This window comes from Kitasatospora griseola, assembly GCF_044999035.1.
GTDB classification, from domain to species: domain Bacteria; phylum Actinomycetota; class Actinomycetes; order Streptomycetales; family Streptomycetaceae; genus Kitasatospora; species Kitasatospora griseola.
Genome location: NZ_CP173360.1, coordinates 5,181,978 through 5,204,363 on the forward strand (window position 1 = coordinate 5,181,978; position 22,386 = coordinate 5,204,363).

20 protein-coding genes are annotated in these 22,386 nt (G+C 71.8%); 13 read left to right on the top strand and 7 right to left on the bottom strand.

The window, feature by feature from the left end:
- The first annotated feature begins 81 nt into the window (after window positions 1–81).
- From hutU to hutI, 4 genes are all read left to right on the top strand, one after another.
- Complete coding sequence (gene hutU / locus ACI1MP_RS23620; protein WP_404869415.1) at window positions 82–1,749, top strand: urocanate hydratase; 1,668 nt, start codon at window positions 82–84, stop codon at window positions 1,747–1,749.
- Window positions 1,750–1,766: 17 nt separating this feature from the next.
- Window positions 1,767–2,954 (top strand): allantoate amidohydrolase, encoded by a 1,188-nt coding sequence (locus ACI1MP_RS23625; protein ID WP_380342709.1) that lies wholly within the window; start codon window positions 1,767–1,769, stop codon window positions 2,952–2,954.
- Complete coding sequence (locus tag ACI1MP_RS23630; RefSeq protein WP_380342679.1) at window positions 2,939–4,291, top strand: formimidoylglutamate deiminase; 1,353 nt, start codon at window positions 2,939–2,941, stop codon at window positions 4,289–4,291. Before ACI1MP_RS23625 ends, ACI1MP_RS23630 begins: the two co-directional genes overlap by 16 nt.
- A 139-nt stretch (window positions 4,292–4,430) precedes the next feature.
- Window positions 4,431–5,597, top strand: coding sequence for an imidazolonepropionase (gene hutI / locus ACI1MP_RS23635; protein WP_380342682.1), 1,167 nt, complete (start codon window positions 4,431–4,433; stop codon window positions 5,595–5,597).
- Window positions 5,598–5,651: 54 nt separating this feature from the next.
- On the opposite strand, the gene ACI1MP_RS23640 is transcribed toward hutI, so the two are convergent.
- Entirely contained in the window at window positions 5,652–7,160 is a 1,509-nt protein-coding gene (locus ACI1MP_RS23640) for a peptide MFS transporter (RefSeq protein WP_380342685.1), read from the bottom strand.
- 317 nt (window positions 7,161–7,477) lie between these two features.
- Here ACI1MP_RS23640 and ACI1MP_RS23645 point away from each other — a divergent pair, with 317 nt between their 5' ends.
- The gene (locus ACI1MP_RS23645) at window positions 7,478–8,152 is read left to right on the top strand and encodes a response regulator transcription factor (RefSeq protein ID WP_043914270.1); all 675 of its coding nucleotides are present in this window, start codon (window positions 7,478–7,480) and stop codon (window positions 8,150–8,152) included.
- A 13-nt stretch (window positions 8,153–8,165) separates the two neighbouring features.
- On the top strand, window positions 8,166–9,404 hold the full coding sequence (locus ACI1MP_RS23650; RefSeq protein ID WP_100587303.1) for an ATP-binding protein: 1,239 nt from the start codon (window positions 8,166–8,168) through the stop codon (window positions 9,402–9,404).
- A 2-nt stretch (window positions 9,405–9,406) separates the two neighbouring features.
- Here ACI1MP_RS23650 and ACI1MP_RS23655 read toward each other — a convergent pair whose 3' ends face one another.
- Complete coding sequence (locus ACI1MP_RS23655; RefSeq protein WP_380342690.1) at window positions 9,407–9,931, bottom strand: GtrA family protein; 525 nt, start codon at window positions 9,929–9,931, stop codon at window positions 9,407–9,409.
- A gap of 229 nt (window positions 9,932–10,160) precedes the next feature.
- Here ACI1MP_RS23655 and ACI1MP_RS23660 point away from each other — a divergent pair, with 229 nt between their 5' ends.
- Window positions 10,161–11,252 carry a 5-(carboxyamino)imidazole ribonucleotide synthase gene (locus tag ACI1MP_RS23660; RefSeq protein WP_380342712.1) on the top strand — a complete coding sequence of 364 codons (1,092 nt, stop codon included), beginning with the start codon at window positions 10,161–10,163 and terminating at the stop codon, window positions 11,250–11,252.
- A 28-nt stretch (window positions 11,253–11,280) separates the two neighbouring features.
- Here the strand turns inward: ACI1MP_RS23660 and ACI1MP_RS23665 are convergent, their stop codons facing one another.
- Window positions 11,281–12,534 carry an RNA-guided endonuclease InsQ/TnpB family protein gene (locus ACI1MP_RS23665; RefSeq protein WP_404869416.1) on the bottom strand — a complete coding sequence of 418 codons (1,254 nt, stop codon included), beginning with the start codon at window positions 12,532–12,534 and terminating at the stop codon, window positions 11,281–11,283.
- A gap of 59 nt (window positions 12,535–12,593) precedes the next feature.
- Here ACI1MP_RS23665 and purE point away from each other — a divergent pair, with 59 nt between their 5' ends.
- From purE to ACI1MP_RS23680, 3 genes are read left to right on the top strand one after another with little or no spacing between them, the layout of a single operon-like run.
- Window positions 12,594–13,121, top strand: a complete 528-nt coding sequence (purE, locus tag ACI1MP_RS23670) for a 5-(carboxyamino)imidazole ribonucleotide mutase (protein WP_043914265.1) — start codon at window positions 12,594–12,596, stop codon at window positions 13,119–13,121.
- Window positions 13,122–13,133: 12 nt separating this feature from the next.
- Complete coding sequence (locus ACI1MP_RS23675) at window positions 13,134–14,327, top strand: dipeptidase (RefSeq protein ID WP_404869417.1); 1,194 nt, start codon at window positions 13,134–13,136, stop codon at window positions 14,325–14,327.
- Window positions 14,328–14,374: 47 nt separating this feature from the next.
- Complete coding sequence (locus ACI1MP_RS23680; RefSeq protein WP_404869418.1) at window positions 14,375–15,202, top strand: MerR family transcriptional regulator; 828 nt, start codon at window positions 14,375–14,377, stop codon at window positions 15,200–15,202.
- 7 nt (window positions 15,203–15,209) lie between these two features.
- Here the strand turns inward: ACI1MP_RS23680 and ACI1MP_RS23685 are convergent, their stop codons facing one another.
- Together ACI1MP_RS23685 and ACI1MP_RS23690 are read right to left on the bottom strand one after the other, a co-directional pair.
- Complete coding sequence (locus ACI1MP_RS23685) at window positions 15,210–15,617, bottom strand: CoA-binding protein (protein WP_100587308.1); 408 nt, start codon at window positions 15,615–15,617, stop codon at window positions 15,210–15,212.
- 28 nt (window positions 15,618–15,645) lie between these two features.
- Window positions 15,646–16,989, bottom strand: a complete 1,344-nt coding sequence (locus tag ACI1MP_RS23690; RefSeq protein WP_100587309.1) for a UDP-glucose/GDP-mannose dehydrogenase family protein — start codon at window positions 16,987–16,989, stop codon at window positions 15,646–15,648.
- Window positions 16,990–17,129: 140 nt separating this feature from the next.
- On the opposite strand from ACI1MP_RS23690, the gene ACI1MP_RS23695 reads away from it, so the two are divergent.
- Window positions 17,130–18,281, top strand: a complete 1,152-nt coding sequence (locus ACI1MP_RS23695) for an LCP family protein (RefSeq protein WP_404869419.1) — start codon at window positions 17,130–17,132, stop codon at window positions 18,279–18,281.
- Window positions 18,282–18,342: 61 nt separating this feature from the next.
- The gene (locus ACI1MP_RS23700; RefSeq protein ID WP_404869420.1) at window positions 18,343–19,506 is read left to right on the top strand and encodes an acyl-CoA dehydrogenase family protein; all 1,164 of its coding nucleotides are present in this window, start codon (window positions 18,343–18,345) and stop codon (window positions 19,504–19,506) included.
- Between the two features lie 30 nt (window positions 19,507–19,536).
- On the opposite strand, the gene ACI1MP_RS23705 is transcribed toward ACI1MP_RS23700, so the two are convergent.
- Together ACI1MP_RS23705 and ACI1MP_RS23710 are read right to left on the bottom strand one after the other, a co-directional pair.
- Entirely contained in the window at window positions 19,537–20,088 is a 552-nt protein-coding gene (locus tag ACI1MP_RS23705) for a serine O-acetyltransferase (RefSeq protein ID WP_380344063.1), read from the bottom strand.
- Between the two features lie 89 nt (window positions 20,089–20,177).
- Window positions 20,178–21,464 (bottom strand): LCP family protein, encoded by a 1,287-nt coding sequence (locus ACI1MP_RS23710; RefSeq protein ID WP_363484334.1) that lies wholly within the window; start codon window positions 21,462–21,464, stop codon window positions 20,178–20,180.
- Between the two features lie 348 nt (window positions 21,465–21,812).
- Between ACI1MP_RS23710 and ssuE the strand changes: the two genes are divergently transcribed.
- Window positions 21,813–22,367 (top strand): NADPH-dependent FMN reductase, encoded by a 555-nt coding sequence (gene ssuE, locus ACI1MP_RS23715; RefSeq protein WP_100587314.1) that lies wholly within the window; start codon window positions 21,813–21,815, stop codon window positions 22,365–22,367.
- The last annotated feature ends 19 nt before the right edge of the window (window positions 22,368–22,386 follow it).

The window sequence follows — 22,386 nt, forward strand, 5'->3', positions numbered from 1 at the left end:
AGACTCTGGTCAGCCCGATGTTGTTTGGATATATTCACTCTGCTTGATCGTGAATGAATCCATCCGCAAGGAGGCTGGTCCATGGCAGAGCAGGCGAGCGGCCCGCGCGAGGTGCGCGCGGCACGGGGTACCGGGCTGAGCACGCAGGGCTGGCAGCAGGAAGCCGCCCTGCGGATGCTGATGAACAACCTCGACCCGGAGGTCGCCGAGCACCCGTCCAAGCTGGTGGTCTACGGCGGCACCGGCAAGGCCGCCCGCGACTGGCGCTCCTTCGACGCGATGGTGAAGACCCTGCAGGGCCTCAAGCAGGACGAGACCATGCTGGTCCAGTCCGGCCGGCCGGTCGGCGTGATGCAGACCCACGAGTGGGCGCCCCGGGTGCTGATCGCCAACTCCAACCTGGTCGGCGACTGGGCGAACTGGGAGGAGTTCCGCCGCCTGGAGTCGCTCGGCCTCACGATGTACGGCCAGATGACCGCCGGTTCGTGGATCTACATCGGCACCCAGGGCATCCTCCAGGGCACCTACGAGACCTTCGCGGCCGTGGCGAACAAGCGCTTCGGAGGGACGCTGGAGGGCACCATCACCCTCACCGCCGGCCTCGGCGGCATGGGCGGCGCCCAGCCGCTGGCGGTCACCATGAACGGCGGCGTGGCGATCTGCATCGACTGCGACCCGTCCCGGATCGCCCGCCGGATCGAGCACCGCTACCTCGACGTCGAGGCCAAGAACCTCGACCATGCGCTGCAGCTCGCCACCGAGGCCCGCGACAAGCGGCAGCCGCTCTCCATCGGCCTGCTCGGCAACGCCGCCGACCTGCTGCCGCAGTTGCTCGCGATGGACGCCCCGATCGACATCGTCACCGACCAGACCAGCGCCCACGACCCGCTGGCCTACCTGCCGACCGGCGTCGCCTTCGAGGACATGGCGAGCTACGCGGCCGAGAAGCCCGCCGAGTTCACCCAGCGCGCCCGCGAGTCGATGGCCCGGCACGTGGAGGCCATGGTCGGCTTCCAGGACCGCGGCGCGGAGGTCTTCGACTACGGCAACTCGATCCGCGGCGAAGCCCAACTCGCGGGTTACGACCGGGCGTTCGCGTTCCCCGGGTTCGTCCCCGCGTACATCCGGCCGCTGTTCTGCGAGGGCAAGGGCCCGTTCCGCTGGGCCGCTCTGTCCGGCGACCCGAAGGACATCCACAAGACCGACAAGGCCGTCCTCGACCTGTTCCCGGAGAACGAGTCGCTGCACCGCTGGATCAAGATGGCCCAGGAGAAGGTGCACTTCCAGGGCCTGCCCGCGCGGATCTGCTGGCTGGGCTACGGCGAGCGCGACAAGGCCGGCGAGCGGTTCAACGACATGGTCGCCTCCGGCGAGCTGTCCGCGCCGATCGTGATCGGCCGCGACCACCTGGACTGCGGCTCCGTCGCCTCCCCCTACCGGGAGACCGAGGCGATGCTGGACGGCTCCGACGCGATCGCCGACTGGCCGCTGCTCAACGCCATGGTCAACGTCGCCTCCGGCGCGTCCTGGGTGTCCATCCACCACGGCGGCGGCGTCGGCATCGGCCGCTCCATCCACGCCGGGCAGGTCACCGTCGCCGACGGCACCGCGCTGGCGGGCGAGAAGATCCGCCGCGTCCTCACCAACGACCCCGGCATGGGCGTCATCCGGCACGTCGACGCCGGCTACGACCGGGCGAGCGAGGTCGCCGACGAGCGGGGCGTTCGCGTGCCCATGGCCGAGCTGTGACCGAGGGCTTCGACGCGATGTGGGCGGAGCTGCTCCCCGTGGGCCGCTCCGCCTCCTCCGGCGGCTACCGCCGACACGCCTGGAACTCCGCCGACGCCGAGTGCCGGGCCTGGTTCGAGGAGCAGGCCCGCGCCCGCGGCCTGCACTACGAGACCGACCGCAACGGCAACCAGTGGGCCTGGCTTGGCGACCCGACCGCCGGGAACGCCGTGGTCACCGGCTCGCACCTGGACTCCGTCCCCGACGGCGGCGCCTACGACGGCCCGCTCGGAGTGATCTCCTCGTTCGCCGCTCTCGACGAACTCCGCGCCCGCGGCACGGAGTTCACCCGCCCGCTGGCGATCGCCAACTTCGGCGACGAGGAGGGCGCCCGGTTCGGCGTCGCCTGCGTGGGCAGCCGGCTCGCCGCCGGCGTCCTCGACCGGGACGCCGCGTACCGGCTGCGCGACGCCGACGGGGTGTGGCTGCCGGACGCGATGCTCAAGGCCGGCCACGACCCGGCGCAGATCGGCCCGGACCCCGAACTGCTCGGCCGGATCGGCGCGTTCGTCGAACTCCACATCGAGCAGGGCCGGTGGCTGACGGACGAGCACCCGGTTGGCGTGGCCGGCGCGATCTGGCCGCACGGCCGCTGGCGGTTCGACTTCCACGGCGAGGCCAACCACGCCGGCACCACCCGGCTCGACGACCGCCGCGACCCGATGCTGACCTACGCCACCACCGTGCTCGCCGCCCGCAAGAAGGCCCGGCTCGCCGGGGCGCTCGCCACCTTCGGCAAGGTCGCCGTCGAACCCAACGGCACCAACGCGATCGCCTCGCTGGTCCGCGGCTGGCTGGACTCCCGGGCCGCCGACGAGGAGACGCTGCGTCAGCTGGTCGACGCCATCGAGCAGTCCGCGGCCGAACGCGGGGAACGCGACGGCGTCCGGGTGACGCTCACCCGCGAGTCCTTCACCCCCGTCGTCGACTTCGACGGCCCGCTGCGCGACCACCTGGCCGGCCTACTGAAGGCCCCCGTCCTGCCCACCGGGGCGGGACACGACGCCGGGATCCTGGCGTCCGCCGTCCCGACCGCCATGCTGTTCGTGCGGAACCCCACCGGGGTCTCGCACTCCCCGGCCGAACACGCCGAGCAGGCCGACTGCCACGCCGGAGTCGCCGCCCTCGCCGACGTACTGGAGGACCTCGCATGTCAGCCGTCGTGACGTACTGGGCCGAACACGCCTGGCTGCCGCACGCCGACGGCGCCGCGGTCGAGCGCGAGGTGCTGATCGCGGTCGGCCCCGGCGGGCGGATCGCCAAGGTCACCCCCGACAGCGGGCCCTGCCCCGCCGGGGCCGTGCGGCTCGCCGGGCTGACCCTGCCCGGGCAGGCCAACGCGCACTCGCACGCCTTCCACCGGGCGCTGCGCTCCACCGTGCAGGTCGGCTCCGGGACGTTCTGGACCTGGCGCGACACCATGTACCGGGTCGCCTCCGCGCTCGACCCCGACACCTACCTGGCGCTCGCCACCGCGGTGTACGCCGAGATGGCACTGGCCGGCATCACCGCCGTCGGCGAGTTCCACTACCTGCACCACGCGCCCGGCGGCGTCCGGTACGACAACCCGAACGCGATGGGCGAGGCGCTGATCGAGGCCGCCGCCCGGGCCGGCATCCGGATCACGCTCCTGGACACCTGCTACCTGTCGTCCGGCTTCGGCGCGGAGCCGACCCGGGAGCAGCTGCGGTTCTCCGACGGGACCGCGGACGCCTGGGCCGAGCGGGCCGCCGCGCTGGCCGGCGCGGAGCACGCCCGGATCGGCGCCGCGGTGCACTCCGTGCGGGCCGTCCCCGCCGACCAGCTGGGCGCCGTCGCGCACTGGGCCGCGATGCGCAAGGCGCCGCTGCACGTCCACCTCTCCGAGCAGACCGCCGAGAACGACGCCTGCCTCACCGCGCACGGCGTCACCCCGACCCGCCTGCTCGCCGACCACGGCGTCCTCGGGCCGCGCACCTCGGTGGTCCACGCGACGCACCTGACGGACGAGGACGTCCGGCTGCTGTCGGACAGCACCACCGTCGTCTGCATGTGCCCCACCACCGAACGGGACCTCGCCGACGGCATCGGCCCCGCCAAGCGGCTGGCCGCCGCGGGCTGCCCGATTACCCTCGGCTCCGACAGTCACGCCGTCATCGACCCGTTCGAGGAGGCCCGGGCGCTGGAGCTCGACGAACGCCTGCGCACCCGGACCAGGGGCCACTGGACGGCGAACGCGCTGCTGCGGGCCGGCACCGAGGACGGGCACGCGTCGCTGGGCTGGGACGAAGCCGGACGGCTGGAGGCCGGCGCGCTGGCCGACTTCTGCGTGATCGCACTCGACAGCGTGCGGACGGCCGGGGCGCCGGCCTCGCTGGGCGCGGAGATCGCGGTGTTCGCGGCGAGTGCGGCGGACGTACGGCACGTGGTGGTGGGCGGGCGGCACGTCGTCAAGGACGGGGTGCACCAGTTCGTGCCGGACGTGGCGGAGCAGTTGGCGGGAGCCGTGGCCGCACTGCGGTAGGGCGTCTTCCCGGAGTCGCTGCGGACGTTCGCCTCCCGCTCCGCGCGGTTCCGCCCCCTCGGCCTCGCCCGGGGGGACCCTCGCGCTCCTGACGGGGCGCGGGGCGAAGAGAAGTACGAAACTGACGAAGGATCATTCTGTGAGCCTGCTCATCGGCAACATTGGATCGCTGGTCACCAACGACCCGGCGCTCGGGGACGGGCCGCTCGGGCTGATCCCGGACGCCGCCGTGGTGGTGGAGGGCGACCGGGTGGCGTGGGTGGGCCGGAGCGTGGACGCCCCCGCTGCCGACGAGACCGTCGACGCGGCCGGGCGGGCGCTGCTGCCCGGGTTCGTGGACAGCCATTCGCATCTGGTGTTCGCCGGGGACCGGACCGCGGAGTTCAACGCGCGGATGTCGGGGCGGGCGTACTCGGCCGGCGGGATCCGGACCACGGTGGCGGCGACCCGGGCGGCGTCGGACGCGGAGTTGAACGCGAACCTGACCCGGTTCCTGGCGGAGATGCTGCGGCAGGGCACCACGACCGTGGAGGTGAAGTCCGGGTACGGGCTGAGCACCGCCGACGAGGCGCGGTCGCTCAGGATCGCGGCGGGGCACACCGAGGAGACGACGTACCTCGGGGCGCACGTGGTGGGCCCCGAGTTCGCGGAGGATCCGGCGGGGTACGTCGAGCTGGTGACGGGGGAGATGCTGGAGGCGTGCGCCCCGTTCGCGCGGTGGGTGGACGTGTTCTGCGAGCGCGGGGCGTTCGACGGCGACCAGGCACGGGCGGTGCTGACCGCCGGGATGGCGAAGGGCCTGGCACCGCGGGTGCACGCCAATCAGCTGAGCTTCGGGCCGGGCGTGCAGCTGGCGGTGGAGCTGGGAGCGGCGTCCGCCGACCACTGCACGCACCTGACCGACCAGGACGTGGCGGCGCTGGCGGACGGGGACACGGTGGCCACCCTGCTGCCGGGCGCGGAGTTCTCCACCCGGGCGCCCTATCCGGACGCCCGGCGGCTGCTGGACGCCGGGGTGCGGGTCGCGCTGTCCACGGACTGCAACCCCGGTTCCAGCTTCACCAGTTCGATGCCGTTCTGCGTCGCCGTCGCGGTGCGCGAGATGGGCATGACCCCCGACGAGGCGGTGCACGCCGCGACCGCGGGCGGGGCACTGGCACTGCGCCGCACCGATGTGGGGCGGGTCTCCCCGGGGGCCCGGGCGGATCTGCTGCTGCTGGACGCGCCTTCGCACGTCCACCTGGCGTACCGCCCGGGCGTCCCGCTGACCGCAGCCGTGTGGCAGGGCGGGGTCAGGAAGGTCTGACCCCGCCCTGCTCTGCGGGGTCAGGAAGGCCTGACCCCGCCCTGCTCCGCGGTGCTAGCGGACGTCGCCCATCAGCTTGCCGATCCGGCCGCGGGCGGTGAACAGGCCGACGCCGGCGGCGATGGCCAGCAGGCCCTGGGCGGCGAAGTACCAGGTGGAGCCGACCACGCTGTCGCCCAGCGCCAGCTGGCTCAGGGCGGCCACGCAGTCGCCCGCGGTGACCGCGAGGAACCAGATGCCCATCATCTGGCTGGCGTACTTGGCGGGCGCCAGCTTGGTGGTGACGGACAGGCCGACGGGGGAGAGGGTGAGCTCGCCGGTGGTCTGGATCAGGTAGACCACGGCCAGCCACAGCGGGGTGACCTTGACGCCGCCGCTGGCCGCCGCCATCGCCAGCATCATCACCAGGAACGACGCGCCGATCATCAGCAGGCCGAAGGCGAACTTGGCGGTGGTGGAGGGGTTGCGGCCGCGGCGGGCGGCGGCGTTCCACAGCCAGGCGAACACCGGAGCGAGCGCCATGATGTACAGCGGGTTCAGCGACTGGAACCAGCTGGACGGGAACGAGAAGCCGAACAGGCTGCCGGCGGTGTTGCGGTCGGCGAACACGCTGAGCGTCGAACCGGACTGGTCGTAGATCATCCAGAACACGGCGGCGGCGGCGAAGAACCACAGGTAGCCGCTCATCCGCGAGCGCTCCTCGCCGGTCAGCTCCGGGTCGCGGCGGATCCGGCTGAACACCAGGACGGGGATGGCGATGCCGGCCAGCGAGAGCGGCCAGATCGCCCAGGAGACGCTGAAGTTGCCGGTGCCGACGACCACGCCGTAGAACACCGCGGCGGCGGCCAGCCACAGGCCGGCCTTGCGCAGCACGGTGCGGCGCTCCTCGGGGGTGATCGGGGCGCTGACCACGCTGGAGCGCGGGCTGAGGTGGCGGGTGCCCAGCAGGTACTGGATCAGGCCGAGGGCCATGCCGACGCCGGCCATCGCGAAGCCCAGGTGCCAGTTCACCTTCTGGCCGACGGTGCCGATGGCGAGCGGCGCGAGGAAGGCACCGAGGTTGATGCCCATGTAGAAGATCGTGAAGCCGCCGTCCCGGCGCGGGTCGTTGGGCCCGTCGTAGAGGTGGCCGACCATGGTCGAGATGTTGGCCTTCAGCAGGCCGGAGCCGATCGCGATGAAGACCAGGCCGGCGAAGAACGCCGCCGAGGCCGGCACGGCGAGCAGGAAGTGCCCGACCATGATGATCGCGCCGCCCAGGGCCACGGTGCGCCGGGCGCCGAGCAGCCGGTCGGCGATCCAGCCGCCGGGCAGGGCCAGCAGGTAGACCATCGCGTTGTAGACCGAGTACACCGCGGTGGCGGTGGCCACCTGCATCTCCAGGCCGCCGTCGGCCGCCTTGGCCGACATGTAGACGACCAGCAGGGCGCGCATGCCGTAGAAGCTGAAACGCTCCCACGTCTCCGTCATGAAGAGGGTGGCGAGGCCGCGGGGGTGGCCGAGGAAGGTCCGTCCGTTACCGGTCGAGATCCGTTCCTCAGACTCCAGGGTGCTCGAAGCCATGCTGATTCCTTGCCTGTCTTGCTCGGGTTCTCCACCACTGTAAGTCGCGAGTTCGGTTGACTGCGGAGCGTGAATGGTATGTAGAAGGTAAAGCAGGGTGTCGCTGCACTGTGCCTTTCGATGCCTTGACGGGAGAATTACCTGTGATGGCAAGGCTCGTGCGAAGAATGTCCATGTAAGCGCAGTTGTTGCCGAAGATGCCCGGGAATGCAAGTTGATCACACCCTGTGACAGTGTTCACAGCGCGCCGCCCGGGCGTGCCGAAAGCTCGGAAGACCCCCTGATCGGGCGTGCCCGAGCGGTCTACCATCGCCCCTATGACCTGTGTGCTGCTGGCCGAGGACGACCCGGCAATCTCCGAACCGCTGGCCCGCGCCCTGCGCCGCGAGGGCTACGAGGTGCTCGTCCGCGAGGACGGACCGGCCGCCCTGGGCGCCGGCCTCAGCGAGGACGTCGACCTGATCGTGCTGGACCTCGGGCTCCCCGAGATGGACGGCCTGGAGGTGTGCCGGCGGCTGCGCGCCGACGGCAAGAGCTTCCCGGTCCTGGTGCTCACCGCCCGCGCGGACGAGGTGGACACCGTGGTCGGCCTGGACGCCGGCGCCGACGACTACGTCACCAAGCCGTTCCGGCTGGCCGAGCTGCTCGCCCGGGTCCGCGCCCTGCTCCGGCGCGGCAACGTCGACCAGCTCACCACCGGCGCGCACGGCGTGAAGATCGACATCGAGTCGCACCGCGCCTGGCTCGGCGAGGAGGAACTCACCCTCTCCGCCAAGGAGTTCGAGCTGCTGCGGGTGCTGGTGCGGGACGCCGGACGGGTCGTCACCCGCGAGGAGATCATGCGCCAGGTCTGGGACACCACCTGGTGGACCTCCACCAAGACCCTGGACATGCACATCTCCTGGCTGCGCAAGAAGCTCGGCGACGACGCCGCGAACCCGCGCTACATCGCCACCGTGCGGGGCGTCGGCTTCCGCTTCGAGAAGAGCTGAAGGTCCACCCGGCGTGAAGCGCAGGATGATCAACTCACTGCTGGGCGTCGTCCTGGTGGTGGTCGCGGTGTTCTGCGTGCCGCTGGCCCTGATCGAGAAGCAGTCCATCACCAACGCCGCCAACGACCGGGTGGACGCGGTGGCGGTCCGGGTGCTCGGCCTGGTGGAGAGCCGGCTCGCCGCGGGCGAGCCGGTCACCGGCGAGAAGTTCGCCGCCGTGGTGACCGAGAACTTCTACGTCACCGTGGACATCCCCGGGCAGCCGCAGATCGTCCTCGGCCGCCCGGTCGACGGGCCCGCGCTGACCGCCACCGAGTCCGGGGCCAGCGGGGAGACCGTCACCGTCGCCCAGTCGCGGGCCGCGCTCGACCACGAGATCGGCAACATGCTGCTGCTGCTCGGCGTGGTCGCGCTGCTGGCCGTGCAGGCCGCCGTGGCGCTCGCGGTCTGGCAGGCCAAGCGCCTGGCCCGGCCGCTCACCGACCTCGCCGAGACCGCCGAACGGCTCGGTTCCGGCGACCCCCGCCCGCAGGGCCGCCGCTACGGGGTGCCCGAGCTCGACCGGATCGCCGAGGTGCTGGACACCAGCGCGGAACGGATCGCCCGGATGCTCACCGCCGAGCGCCGGCTCGCCGCCGACGCCTCGCACCAGCTGCGCACCCCGCTCACCGCGCTCTCCATGCGGCTGGAGGAGATCACCGCGCTCGCCGAGGACCCGGACACCGTCCGCGAGGAGGCCACCATCGGCCTCCAGCAGGTCGAGCGGCTCACCGACGTGGTGCAGCGGCTGCTCACCAACCAGCGCGACCCCAACAGCCCCACCGCGGTGAGCTTCTGCCTGGACGACGTGCTCAAGCAGCAGGTCGAGGAGTGGGCCCCGACGCTGCGCGACAGCGGACGCCAGCTGGTCGTCGAGGGGCTGCGCGACGTCCCGGTGATCGGCACCCCCGGCACGGTCTCCCAGGTGCTGGCCACGCTGATCGAGAACTCGCTGATGCACGGCGCCGGCACCATCACGCTGCGGGCCCGCCGCTCCGGCAGCTCGGTGGTCGCCGAGGTCCAGGACGAGGGGCCGGGCGTTCCCCGGGAGCTCGGCAACCGGGTCTTCGAACGGGCGGTCAGCGGCCGCAACTCCACCGGCATCGGGCTGGCCGTCGCCCGCGACCTCGCGGAAGCCGACGGCGGCCGCCTCGAACTGCTGTCGCTGCGGCCGCCGGTGTTCGCGCTGTTCCTCGCCCACGCGGGCGAGTGACGTCAGTTGGTGAGAGAGCGGCTGTCCTCGGCGGCCAGCAGCAGCTCGGCCTCCTGCACCACCTCGGGGTCCTCCAGCTCGGGCATCGCCTTGAACACCCAGGTGCGGTAGGAGAGGAAGCGGAAGACGGTGCCCGCCGCCAGGCCGAGCACGTTCTTCGCGATCACCTGGCTGAAGTGCGAGTGGAAGCCGAGCACGTGCACCGAGAAGGCCAGGATGCCGTTCTCGATCAGCAGGCCGATACCGCTGAACAGCAGGAACAGCGTGATCTCCCGCTTGCGGGAGGCGGCGTCGCGGTCCTTGTAGAGCCAGAACCGGTAGCCCAGGTAGTTGGTGCCGATCGCCACCGCGCCGGAGATCACGCCGGCCGCCGAGTTGATCAGGCCGCTGGCCTGGAGGCAGGCGGTGAAGACCAGCAGGTTCACCAGGAAACCGACGCCGCCGATCACGGCGAAGCCGACTGCCTCCAGGGACAGGCCGCGCAGTCGCTGGGACAACGAGGGGCGCGATTCCGTGGTGATCGTCATCCGGGCTGCTCCGTATGGTTCACATGATCGGATAAGTGGTGTCGTGCGATCCGGCGCACCAGGCTACCCGCACATTCTGTGTGCTCCGTGCCACGCCCGGTGTGCACGCCCCCGGGCGCACGCCGGTGTCGGGCCCCTGACCGGCCCCGATATCCTGGAGCGCGTGACTGTAGCGGGCAATGCGAACTTTCCAGTGGTCGGAGTCATCGGCGGCGGGCAGCTCGCCCGCATGATGCACCAGGCGGGCGTCCCGCTGGGCATCCGCTTCAAACTCCTCGCCGACACTCCCCAGGAGTCGGCCGCGCAGGTGGTCGGCACCACCGAGTACGGCGACTACCGCGACCTCGACGTGCTGCGGGCCTTCGCCGCCGACTGCGACGTCATCACCTTCGACCACGAGCACGTGCCCACCGAGCACCTGCGCGCCCTGCAGGCCGAGGGCATCGCGGTCCGCCCCGGCCCCGAGGCGCTGGTCAACGCCCAGGACAAGGGCGTGATGCGGGCCAAGCTGGACTCCATCGGCGTCCCCTGCCCCCGGCACCGGATCGTCGCCGACCCGGCCGACGTCACCGCGTTCGCCGGAGAGGGCGAGGGCTACCCCGTCGTCCTGAAGACCGTGCGCGGCGGCTACGACGGCAAGGGCGTCTGGGTCGTCAAGGACGAGGCCGAGGCCGCCGCCCCGTTCCTCGCGGGCGTTCCCGTCCTCGCCGAGGAGAAGGTCGACTTCGTCCGCGAGCTGGCCGCCAACGTGGTGCGCTCGCCCAGTGGCCAGGCCGTCGCCTACCCGGTGGTCGAGTCCGTCCAGGAGAACGGCATCTGCGCCGAGGTCACCGCCCCCGCGCCCGACCTCGACCCCGCCCTCTCCGACGAGGCCCAGCAGCTCGCCCTCCGGATCGCCGGCGACCTCGACATCACCGGCCACCTCGCGGTCGAGCTCTTCCAGACCCGCGACGGCCGCATCCTGGTCAACGAACTCGCCATGCGCCCGCACAACTCCGGGCACTGGACCCAGGACGGCGCCGTCACCTCCCAGTTCGAGAACCACCTCCGGGCCGTTCTCGACCTCCCCCTCGGCGACCCCCGCCCCCGCGCCAAGTGGACCGTCATGGTCAACGTCCTCGGCGGCGACTACCCCGACATGTACCACCCCTTCCTGCACTGCATGGCCCGCGACCCCGGCCTCAAGATCCACATGTACGGAAAGGACGTGAAGCCCGGCCGCAAGGTCGGCCACGTCAACGTCTTCGGGGACGACCTCGAAGACGTCCGCGAGCGCGCCCGCCACGCGGCCGCCTACCTGCGAGGAACGATCACCGATTGACCTTCCCCTCCTCCTCGGAGGGGGTCCCTCAGTCTCGCGACCGAGCCGCCGCGCGTGAGCGCGGCGGTGGGACGACTTCCTGCTTCATCGACGACTGCCCGCCCGGAGTGCTCCGTTGAGGTCCTACGCCGTCTCCACAGGCTGCTGCCGCCGGCCCGGCGGCCAGGATGTTGCGTGCCGCGTTGACATCCCGGTCGTGGACTGCACCGCAGTCGCACGTCCAGTCGCGGACGTTCAAGGGCAGGGAGGCGCGGACGGTTTCGCACCCGCCGCACAGCCTGGAGCTGGGGAACCACCGGTCGACGGTGATCAGCTCGCGGCCGTACCAGGCGCACTTGTACACCAACATGGCCCGCAGCTCGCTCCAGGCGCAGTCCGCGACGGCGCGGGACAGCTTCCGGTTCCTGAGCAGACTGCGGACCGTCAGGTCCTCGATCACGACCGTTTGGTTCTCGCGGACGAGTCGAGTGGTGAGCTTGTGCAGGTGGTCCCGGCGGCGATCGGCGATCTGTGCGTGGATGCGGGCCACCTTGCGCCGGGCCTTCTCCCGATTCGCCGATCCCTGCGCCTTGCGGGCGAGTGCTCGTTGGGCTCTTGCCAGCCGTTTCCGGGCGCCGCGTTCGTGCCCCGGGTTGGGGATCTTCTCGCCGGTGGAGAGCGTCACCAGGGAAGTGACGCCGAGATCCAGCCCCACGGCGGTGTCCACCGCTGGCAGCGGTCGGACACTCGGGTCGTCGCACAGCATCGACACGAACCATCGGTCTGCCGCGTCCCGCGAGACGGTCACCGTGGACGGGGCGGCGCCCTCGGGCAGCGGCCGCGACCAGGCGATGTCGAGCGGCCCGGCCATCTTCGCCAGTGTCAGCCGTCCGTCCCGGTAGCGGAATGCGGAGCGGGTGTACTCCGCGCTGTCACGAGACCGCTTCTTCGACTTGAACCGGGGGTGGTTCGCCCGCCTCTGCCAGAAGTTGGTGAACGCCGACTGCAAGTGCCGCAGGGCTTGCTGCAGGGGCACGGAGGACACCTCGGTGAGGAACGACAGTTCCTCGGTCCGTTTCCAGGCCGTCAGCATCGCCGACGTCGCGCCGTAGCCCAGCCGCTCGCCGCGTGCAGTCCAGGCCTCGGACCGGGCCGCCAGCGCCCGGTTGTAGACGAGACGCACGCATCCGAACGTGCGCAGCAGCTCGGCCGCCTGCGCATCGGTCGGGTAGAAGCGGAACCGGAAGGCCCGCTTGACGTGAACGGCACTCACAGCCCACACGCTAGAACCCGCCACTGACACTGCGTCAGTTGGCGTCTTCGCCCCCGGCCGATGCCGAGGGCACCCATGAAAGGACTGTTATGACCCAGGCACCCCTTGTCGGCATCGTGATGGGCTCCGACTCCGACTGGCCCGTGATGGAGGCCGCCGCGCAGGCGCTCGACGAGTTCGAGATCCCGTACGAGGTCGACGTGGTCTCCGCGCACCGGATGCCGCGCGAGATGGTCGCGTACGGGGAGCAGGCGCACGGGCGCGGGCTGAAGGCGATCATCGCCGGGGCCGGCGGCGCGGCGCACCTGCCCGGGATGCTGGCGTCGGTGACGCCGCTGCCGGTGATCGGGGTGCCGGTGCCGCTGCGGTACCTGGACGGGATGGACAGCCTGCTGTCGATCGTGCAGATGCCGGCCGGGGTGCCGGTGGCGACGGTCTCGGTGGCCGGGGCGCGCAACGCGGGGCTGCTCGCGGTGCGGATGCTGGCCGCGTTCGACGCCGAACTGGCCGAGAAGATGGTCGAGTTCCAGGCCGAGCTGAACAGCCAGGCGACCGAGAAGGGCCGCAAGCTCCGGGCCAAGGTGGCGGGTAACGAGTCCTTCGGCTTCGGCAAGTAGTAGAACGGGAGGATGACTCCCGAACTGATCGAGCGTGCCAGGGCCGTCCTCCGCACCACCCCCGTGGTGGACGGCCACAACGACCTGCCGTGGGCGATGCGCGCCCAGGCGGGGTACGACCTCGACGCCGTCGACCTGACGGCCGATCAGAGCCACCGGCTGCACACCGACCTCGGCCGCCTGCGGGCGGGCGGGGTCGGTGCGCAGTTCTGGTCGGTGTTCGTGCCCGCGGAGCTGTCCGGCGACGACGCGGTCAGTGCGACGCTGGAGCAGATCGACTTCGTCCGGGCGATGACCGAGCGGTACCCCGAGCACCTGCGGCTCGCGCTGACCGCCGACGATCTGGAGAGCGCCCGCGAGGAGGGCCGGATCGCCTCGCTGATGGGCGCCGAGGGCGGACACTCCGTCAACTCCTCGCTGGCCACCCTGCGGGCGCTGCATGCGCTCGGGGTCCGGTACCTGACGCTCACCCACAACTCCAACGTGCCGTGGGCGGACGCCGCCACCGACGAGCCGGTGCACGGCGGCCTCACCCGGTTCGGCGAAGAGGTGGTCCGGGAGATGAACCGGCTCGGCATGCTGGTCGACCTCTCGCACGTCTCCGCCGACACCATGCGCGACGCGCTGCGGGTCTCCGAGGCCCCCGTGCTGTTCTCGCACTCCTCCTCGCGCGCGATCTGCGACCACCCGCGCAACGTCCCCGACGACGTGCTCGCCGCGCTGCCCGGCAACGGCGGGGTCGCGATGGCCACCTTCGTGCCGATGTTCGTCCTGGCCGACGCCATCGAGTGGACCTACGCCGCCGACGCGAACATGACCGCACACGGGTTCAGCCCGTTCGACACCTCCACGGCGGCGACGGCCGTGCAGCAGGCCTTCGCGGCCGACCGCCCGCGCCCGGTCGCCACCGTCGCCGACGTCGCCGACCACCTCGACCACATGCGCGAGGTGGCGGGCATCGACCACATCGGCATCGGCGGCGACTTCGACGGCACCCCGTTCCTGCCGGCCGGCCTGGACGACGTGGCCGGCTACCCCGTGCTGATCGCCGAACTCCTGCGCCGCGACTGGTCCGAGGCCGACCTCGCCAAGCTGACCTGGCACAACGCCGTCCGGGTGCTGCGCGAGGCCGAGACGGTGGCCCGCCGCCTGCGGGCCGAGCGCGGGCCGTCGATCGCCACCCGGGAGCAGTTGGACGGCGCGTGAACGACCGGATTGACCCTGCCCCTGGGGCAGGCCCCACGCTGACCGGCGTGGAGGAAGAACGGCTGCTCACCACCGGCGAGTTCGCCCGCCGGGGCCTGCTGTCGCCGAAGGCGCTGCGGCTGTACGACCGGCAGGGCCTGCTGCCGCCGGACCTGGTCGACCAGGCCACCGGCTACCGGTACTACCGGGCCGGCCGACTGCGCACCGCACGGCTGATCGTGCGGCTGCGCGGCCTGGACATGCCGCTCGCCACGGTCGCCGAGGTGCTCGCCCTGCCGAGCGCCGAGGCGGCCGAGCGGGTCGCCGCGTACTGGGCGGCCGTCGAACGGCGCACCGCCTCGCAGCGGGCGCTGGCCGAACACCTCCGCGTCCAACTCAGCGGACTGGAAGGAATCGACGAGATGTACCGGATCGAACAGCGCGAGGTGCCGGACCAGCTGGTGCTCACCGAGCAGCGGCGGGCCAGGCCGGAGGAGCTGGACGACTTCATCGGCGGCGCCACCGCCCGGCTGACGGAGGCCGCCGCGGGCCTCGGCGGCCCGGTCGCCGCCCCGTTCGTGATCTACCACGGGGACGTCAACGAGGACGCCGACGGCCCGGTCGAGGTCTGCGTGCCGATCGACCCGGCCCGGGCCGGCGACGTCACCGTCCCGCACCGGGTCGAGCCCGCGCACCGCGAGGCGTACACCCGGATCACCAAGGCGCAGGTGGACTTCCCGCAGATCCTCAGCGCCTACGACGCGGTCTGCGGGTGGATCGAGTCGGCGGGCGCCGAGCGCACCGGGCGGGGCCGGGAGGTCTACTTCGCCGACTTCACGGCCGCCGCCCCGGACGACCTGGTCTGCGACATCGCCTTCCCCGTCCGGGTCGGCTGACGCCGGCTCACAGCCGGGGCAGCTCGATCGCCGGGCAGCGGTCCATCACCATGTCCAGCCCGGCGGCCCGGGTGCGGTCGAAGGCGGCCTCGTCGACCACTCCGAGCTGGAACCAGACGGCCTTGGCGCCCTTCGCCACCGCCTGGTCGGCGACCGGGCCGGCCAGCTCGGAGTTGACGAACACGTCCACCACGTCGACCGGGAACGGGATCTCGGCGAGCGAGGCGTAGCCCTGCTCGCCGAGCACCGTCTCGGCCTTCGGGTGCACCGGCACGATCCGCTTGCCGGCCCGCTGCAGCACCCGGGCCACCCCGTACGCGGCGCGCGCGGTGTTGGTGGACAGGCCGACCACGGCCCAGGTGTCGCCGGAGGAGGTGAGGATCTTCCGGACGGTGGCGTCGTCTCCGTAGCTCATGCCGGTGAGAACGAGCCGCCCGGCACGGTCATTCCGAGAACGGCCGGCCCATCGCCCGGTAGGTCCAGCCGGCGGCCCGCCAGGACTCGCCGTCCAGCACGTTGCGGCCGTCCAGCATGCGGCGCTCGGCGACCAGCGCGCCGACCTCGGCCGGGTCCAGCTCGCGGAACTCCTGCCACTCGGTCAGGTGCAGCACCACGTGCGCGCCCTGGACCGCCTCCAGGGCGGACGGCGCGTACGACAGGCTGGGGAACATCTTGCGGGCGTTGTCCATCGCCTTCGGGTCGTAGACCGTCACCTGGGCGCCCTGCAGCTGGATCTGGCCGGCCACGTTCAGCGCCGGCGAGTCCCGGATGTCGTCCGAGTTCGGCTTGAACGCCGCGCCCAGCACCGCCACCCGGCGGCCCAGGAAGCCGCCGCCGCACTGCTCGCGGGCCAGCTCGACCATCCGGGAGCGGCGCCGCATGTTGATCGAGTCGACCTCGCGCAGGAAGGTCAGCGCCTGGTCGGCGCCCAGTTCCCCGGCCCGGGCCATGAACGCCCGGATGTCCTTGGGCAGGCAGCCGCCGCCGAAGCCCAGCCCGGCGTTCAGGAACCGGCCGCCGATCCGCGCGTCGTAGGAGAGCGCCTTGGACAGCTGGACCACGTCCGCGCCGGCGCTCTCGCAGACCTCAGCCATCGCGTTTATGAACGAGATCTTGGTCGCCAGGAAGGAGTTCGCGGCGGCCTTCACCAGCTCCGCGGTCGGGAAGTCGGTCACCACGAACGGCACGCCGTCCGAGATCGGGCCCGCGTACACCTCGCGCAGCACCTGCTCGGCGTGCTCGCTGCGCACGCCCACCACCAGGCGGTCCGGGTGCAGGGTGTCGCCGACCGCGTAGCCCTCGCGCAGGAACTCCGGGTTCCAGGCCAGCTCGACCTGCTCGCCGGCCGGGGCCAGCGCGGCCAGCCGGTCCGCCAGCCGGTTCGCCGAGCCCACCGGCACGGTGGACTTGCCGACCACCAGGGTCGGCCGGTCCAGGTGCGGGGCCAGCGAGTCCACCGCGGCGTCCACGTAGCTCATGTCGGCCGCGAACTCGCCCTTGCGCTGCGGGGTGTTGACGCAGATGAAGTGCACGTCGCCGAAGGCCGCGACCTCCTCCCAGGAGTCGGTGAACCGCAGCCGCCCGGTCGAGCCCTCGTGGCCCGCCACGTGCTTGAGCAGCAGCTCCGACAGCCCGGGTTCGAACATCGGCACCCGGCCGGCGGCGAGCGCGGCGAGCTTGTCCCGGTCGATGTCCAGCCCGAGGACCTCGAAACCGAGCTCGGCCATGCACGCAGCATGCGTGGCGCCCAGGTAGCCAGTACCGATCACCGTGATGCGCGGAGCCACGGGTGTTCCCTTTCGTTCGGGCCGTTCCAGGCAATGCGACGGCCGCAGGCACAGATGCTATCGGTACCCCTACCAGCGGGGGGGCGGCCGGTTCCACGATTTCCGCCCGAAAGTCTGTACGGAAGGTTCACAATGCGCGCATGACTGCCGAGGAGCGGCCGGACGAGGCCGACGAGGACCAGAGGCCGCTCAGCATCTTCGACCGCGACGGCGACCGTGACGGCGACCGGGACGACGACCTTTCGAGCGAGGCGGAGACCGCGCCGCGCCGCCGCCGGGGCCGCCGGCTGCTGCTGTGGACCCTCGCCGTGCTGCTGGTGCTGTTCGGCGCCGGCTTCGGCGCCCTGGTGTGGACCGCCGACCACTACGCGTCCTCGGTGGCGCGGATCCCGAACGCCTTCCCGACCGGCGGCGCCGGGCAGCCCACCGCCGTCCCGCACGCCGGCCAGACCTTCCTGCTGGTCGGCCTCGACGCCCGCGCGGACCGGCCCACCACCGGGCAGGCCGCGAAGGCCCCGGCCTGGCAGCTGGGTGCGCAGCGCAGCGACACCATGATGCTGATGCACATCTCCGCCGACCGGAAGTCCGTCTCCGTGGTGTCCATCCCGCGCGACACCTGGGTGTCCGTCCCCGGACACGGCAAGGCGAAGATCAACGCGGCCTACTCCTGGGGCGGGCCCGCGCTGATGGTGCAGACCGTCCAGGACCTCACCCGGATCAGGATCGACCACCTCGCGGTGATCGACTGGAACGGCTTCCGGGCCCTCACCGACGCCGTCGGCGGCGTCGACATCACCGTCCCGCGCACCATCGAGGCCAAGGGCGACGCCCGCGAGTGGCTGGCCGGCACCCACCACATGGACGGCGCCGAGGCCCTGCTCTACGTCCGCGAACGCCACGGCCTGCCGAACGGCGACCTCGACCGCACCAAGCGCCAGCAGAACTTCCTGCGCGCGCTGATGCTCCGCACCATGAACTCCGGCACCCTCTCCAGCCCCGCCAAGCTCACCGGCCTGCTCGGCACCGTCGGCGACGTGGTCTCGGTCGACGACCGGCTCAGCAACAGCGACCTCTACGACCTCGCCTGGAGCCTGCGCGCGGTCCGCCCCGACGGCGTCCACTTCATGAACGCCCCCTTCGGCGGCTTCGACTCCGTCGACGGCCAGTCCGTCGTCCTGATGGACGACGGCGCGGCCGGCGTGCTCTGGGACGCGATGCGCACCGACCGGATGGACGACTACCTCGCGCAGCACCGCACCAGCGCCGACACCCTCGGCGACAACGTCGACTGACCGGTCCGACGAGCCTAGGATGAGGATTACTCGACGGTAACTATCCCAAGGGGCAGAGCAGATGGCTGGAAACTCCGGAGCGGACTTCGACCTCTACCGGCTGGGCGAGGAGCACGAGATGCTCCGTGAGTCGGTGCGTTCGCTGGCGGAGGCGAAGATCGCCCCGTTCGCGGCGGAGGTGGACGAGGAGGGGCGGTTCCCGGCGGAGGCGTTGGAGGCGCTCCGGTCGTCGGATCTGCATGCGGTGCACGTGCCGGAGGAGTACGGGGGTGCGGGTGCGGATGCGCTGGCGACGGTGATCGTGATCGAGGAGGTGGCGCGGGTGTGTGCGTCCTCCTCGCTGATTCCGGCGGTGAACAAGCTGGGTTCGCTGCCGGTGCAGTTGTCGGGTTCGGAGGAGTTGAAGGCGAAGTACCTGGGTGCGTTGGCCCGGGGCGAGGGGATGTTCTCGTACTGCCTGTCGGAGCCGGAGGCGGGTTCGGACGCGGCGGGGATGAAGACGCGGGCGGTGCGGGACGGGGACTTCTGGGTCCTGAACGGTGTGAAGCGGTGGATCACGAACGCGGGGGTGTCGGAGTTCTACACGGTGATGGCGGTGACGGATCCGTCGTTGCGGTCGAAGGGGATCTCGGCGTTCGTGGTGGAGAAGGGCGACGAGGGGGTGTCGTTCGGTGCGCCGGAGAAGAAGTTGGGGATCAAGGGTTCGCCGACGCGTGAGGTGTACTTCGACGATGTGCGGATCCCGGCGGAGCGGATGATCGGTGCGGAGGGGACGGGTTTCGCGACGGCGATGCGGACGTTGGACCACACCCGGGTGACGATCGCGGCGCAGGCGCTGGGGATCGCGCAGGGGGCGTTGGACTATGCGAAGGGGTACGTGAAGGAGCGCAGGCAGTTCGGGAAGGCGATCGCGGAGTTCCAGGGCGTGCAGTTCATGCTGGCGGACATGGCGATGAAGCTGGAGGCGGCGCGGCAGCTGACGTACGCGGCGGCGGCGAAGTCGCAGCGCACGGAGGGTGATCTGACGTTCTTCGGGGCGGCGGCGAAGTGCTTCGCGTCGGACGTGGCGATGGAGGTCACGACGGACGCGGTGCAGTTGCTGGGCGGGTACGGGTACACGCGGGACTACCCGGTGGAGCGGATGATGCGGGACGCGAAGATCACCCAGATCTACGAGGGCACCAACCAGGTCCAGCGCATCGTCATGGCCCGCAACCTGCCGTAGGCCGTTCCGACAGCCGGGTCGCTTCGACGTTCAGATCACTGTCCGTGCCGCGACCCGGCTGTCGGGTGCCTCGCGCTGCGCGCCGTTCTCCCCCGGCCCTGGCGGGCCGGGAGGTACCCCCACGTGCCCCCCGTTCTCGCGCCCACCCGCCTTCCGCACTCCCACCTTTTTGGCCGGGGCGCCCGCCCAGATCTCGTTGGGCCCGGTGGAGCGCGTGAGCACCGCGTTCGCGCCGATGATCGTCCCGGCGCCGACGGTGAGGACGCCCGACTTGCAGACGATCTTCGCGCCGGCGCAGACCATCACCCCGTCCTCCAGGACGACCCGTCGCATCGCGGACTCCTCCTGCGGGACCCACGGGTCCGCCCGGCCGATGGTGACGCCGTTGTAGAGGGTGACGTTCGCGCCGAGGGTGGTGAAGGGGTGCAGGACGGTGCCGAAGCCGCGGTGGAAGACGGACAGGCCGGGGCCGATCTCGGCGGCGGCGGGGACCTCCATCCCGTACAGGGCCAGGGCTTCCTGGACCAGGCGGCCGAACAGCCGGCTTCGGCGGCGGTAGATGAGGGAGGTCACCAGAGACATGGCGGACATTCTCCCGCCGGATCGCCTGATGCACCGTCAGCGACGCGCGGGCCGACGGGAGTTCGCGCACCCCCGTCGGCCGGCGGCAGTCAGGGCGCGGGGACGGCGGTGTCGTTCTTCATCGCGTCGAAGACGGCCTTGGACTTGGCCGGGTCCCACTTGACCGCGGACTCGCCGGTGGGGGTGCGGAAGTCGGGGTTGCCGATCGGGACGGTGATGGTCTTGCCGTCGCCGCCGGTGACGCCCTTCATGGCGAGGAACATCGAGCCGAGGTCGGTGAGGCCGGCGTCGTCGTCGACGATCAGGGTGTCCAGGCCGGCCGAGGCGAGCGGGTAGAAGGTGAAGGGGTTGAGCAGGGTCGCGGGGGAGGCGGCCTGCTTGGCGAGGGCGCCGAGGAACTTCTGCTGGTTGCGCATCCGGCCGAGGTCCTGGTCGGCCATCTGGTGGCGCTGGCGGACGAAGGCGAGGGCCTGCTTGCCGGTCAGGGTCTGGGTGCCGGCCTTCAGGTCGAGGCCGGAGTCCTTGTCCTTGACCGGCTGGTCGATGGTCATCTCGACACCGCCGACGGCGTCGACCAGGCCGACGAACCCGGCGAAGCCGATCTCCGCGTAGTGGTCGATCCGCAGGCCGGTGCTGGTCTCGACGGTCTGCACCAGGAGTCGTCCGCCGCCGGCGGCGAACGAGGCGTTGATCTTGTGGGTGGCGGCGGGGACGGTCTTGCCGCTGCCGGAGGTGTCCTGGTGGGCGGGTATCTGCACCCAGGAGTCGCGCGGGATCGACATCAGGGTGGCCCCGTTGTCGCCGGTGTGCAGGATCATCATCGAGTCGCTGCGCTTGCCCTCGGCGGAGCCGGTGTGGAGGGAGTCCTCCTGGGCGTCGGTGAGGCCCTCGCGACTGTCGGAGCCGACGATCAGCCAGTTGGTGCCCTTGCCGGCCGCCGGGCGGCCCGGGTAGTCGGCGAGCACGTTCTCGTGCCGGAGCTTGCCGTCGGCCCAGAAGTAGGTGCCGATCATGGTGGTGAGCAGCGCCAGGACCAGGCCGAGCGCCGAGTATCCGATGATCTTCTTGCGCGAGCGGCGTGGTCGGGCCGGCTGCCCGGGGCCGCCGAGCGGGCCCGGCCCGGGCTCGTGCGGCTGCTGCCCGTACGGCGGTCGACCGCCGTACGGCGGCCCGCCGCCGGGGCCGCCGCCGGGCGTGCCGCCCTGGTACGGCGGACGGTCGTCGGGTTGCTGTGCGGGGCGGGACAGCGGGGCGCCCGCGCCGCGCGGATTCAGCGACGGCGGCAGCGGCGGTTCCGCGCCCGCCCCGCCCCGGCCGCGTGCCGCGTCGCCCTGCCCGTATGCGCCGCCCCCCGGGCGCTCCTGCCACGTGTTCATGAGGGGAAGGATGCCCGAACCGCGGGCCGCGTGGTGATCGTCCGGCTCGGCCGGGGCCCCTTGTGGCCGTTTTGATGCAGGGCCCGGACCGTTCGGTGCGGTGTTCACCGGGCGGGCACGGCCTTGACCCGGTAAAACGGTGCGTGCTTGCATGGCTGCATGGAGCAGCGGAAGGTCCTCACCCGTCGGCGGCACGTCGACCACGGTCGGGTGTCCTGCTCGCTGTGTCGCGGCTGAGTCCTCGCCGCACATTCACCCTCACCGCGAGCCCGCGCCCGCGTCCTCGCGTTCCCGTTTCTCCCGTCTCCGGCCGCCCCTGCCCGCGGCCGTACGCACCGAGGTGACTCCATGGCCGTGATCCTGTCCGTCTCCGGTTCCCCGTCCGCGACCTCCCGCACCACCCGGCTGCTGCGCCACGTCGACCGCCGGCTGGTCTCGCACGGCCACCGGGTGGCGGCGCTGGACGTCCGCACGCTGCCCGCCGAGGCGCTGCTGGCCGCCGACACCGGCGACCCGGCGATAGCCCGCGCCGTCGAACTGTTCGAGCAGGCCGACGGGGTGGTGATCGGCACGCCGGTCTACAAGGCCGCCTACTCGGGCCTGCTGAAGGCGCTGCTCGACCTCCTGCCGCAGTACGCGCTGCGCGGCAAGACGGTGCTGCCGCTGGCCACCGGCGGCTCCACCGCGCACGTGCTGGCGGTGGACTACGCGCTGCGTCCGGTGCTGACCTCGATGGGCGCCGCGCACGTCACCCAGGGCTGGTTCGTGCTGGACCGGCACATCGGGGTGCGCGAGGACGGCGGCACCGAGCTGGAGCGGGAGACCGAGGTGCTGCTGACCCCGGTGGTGGACGCGTTCTCCGCCGCGCTCCGGCCGCGGGCCGAACTGGCCGCCGCGAGCTGACCGTTCGTCGGCGTCCGGG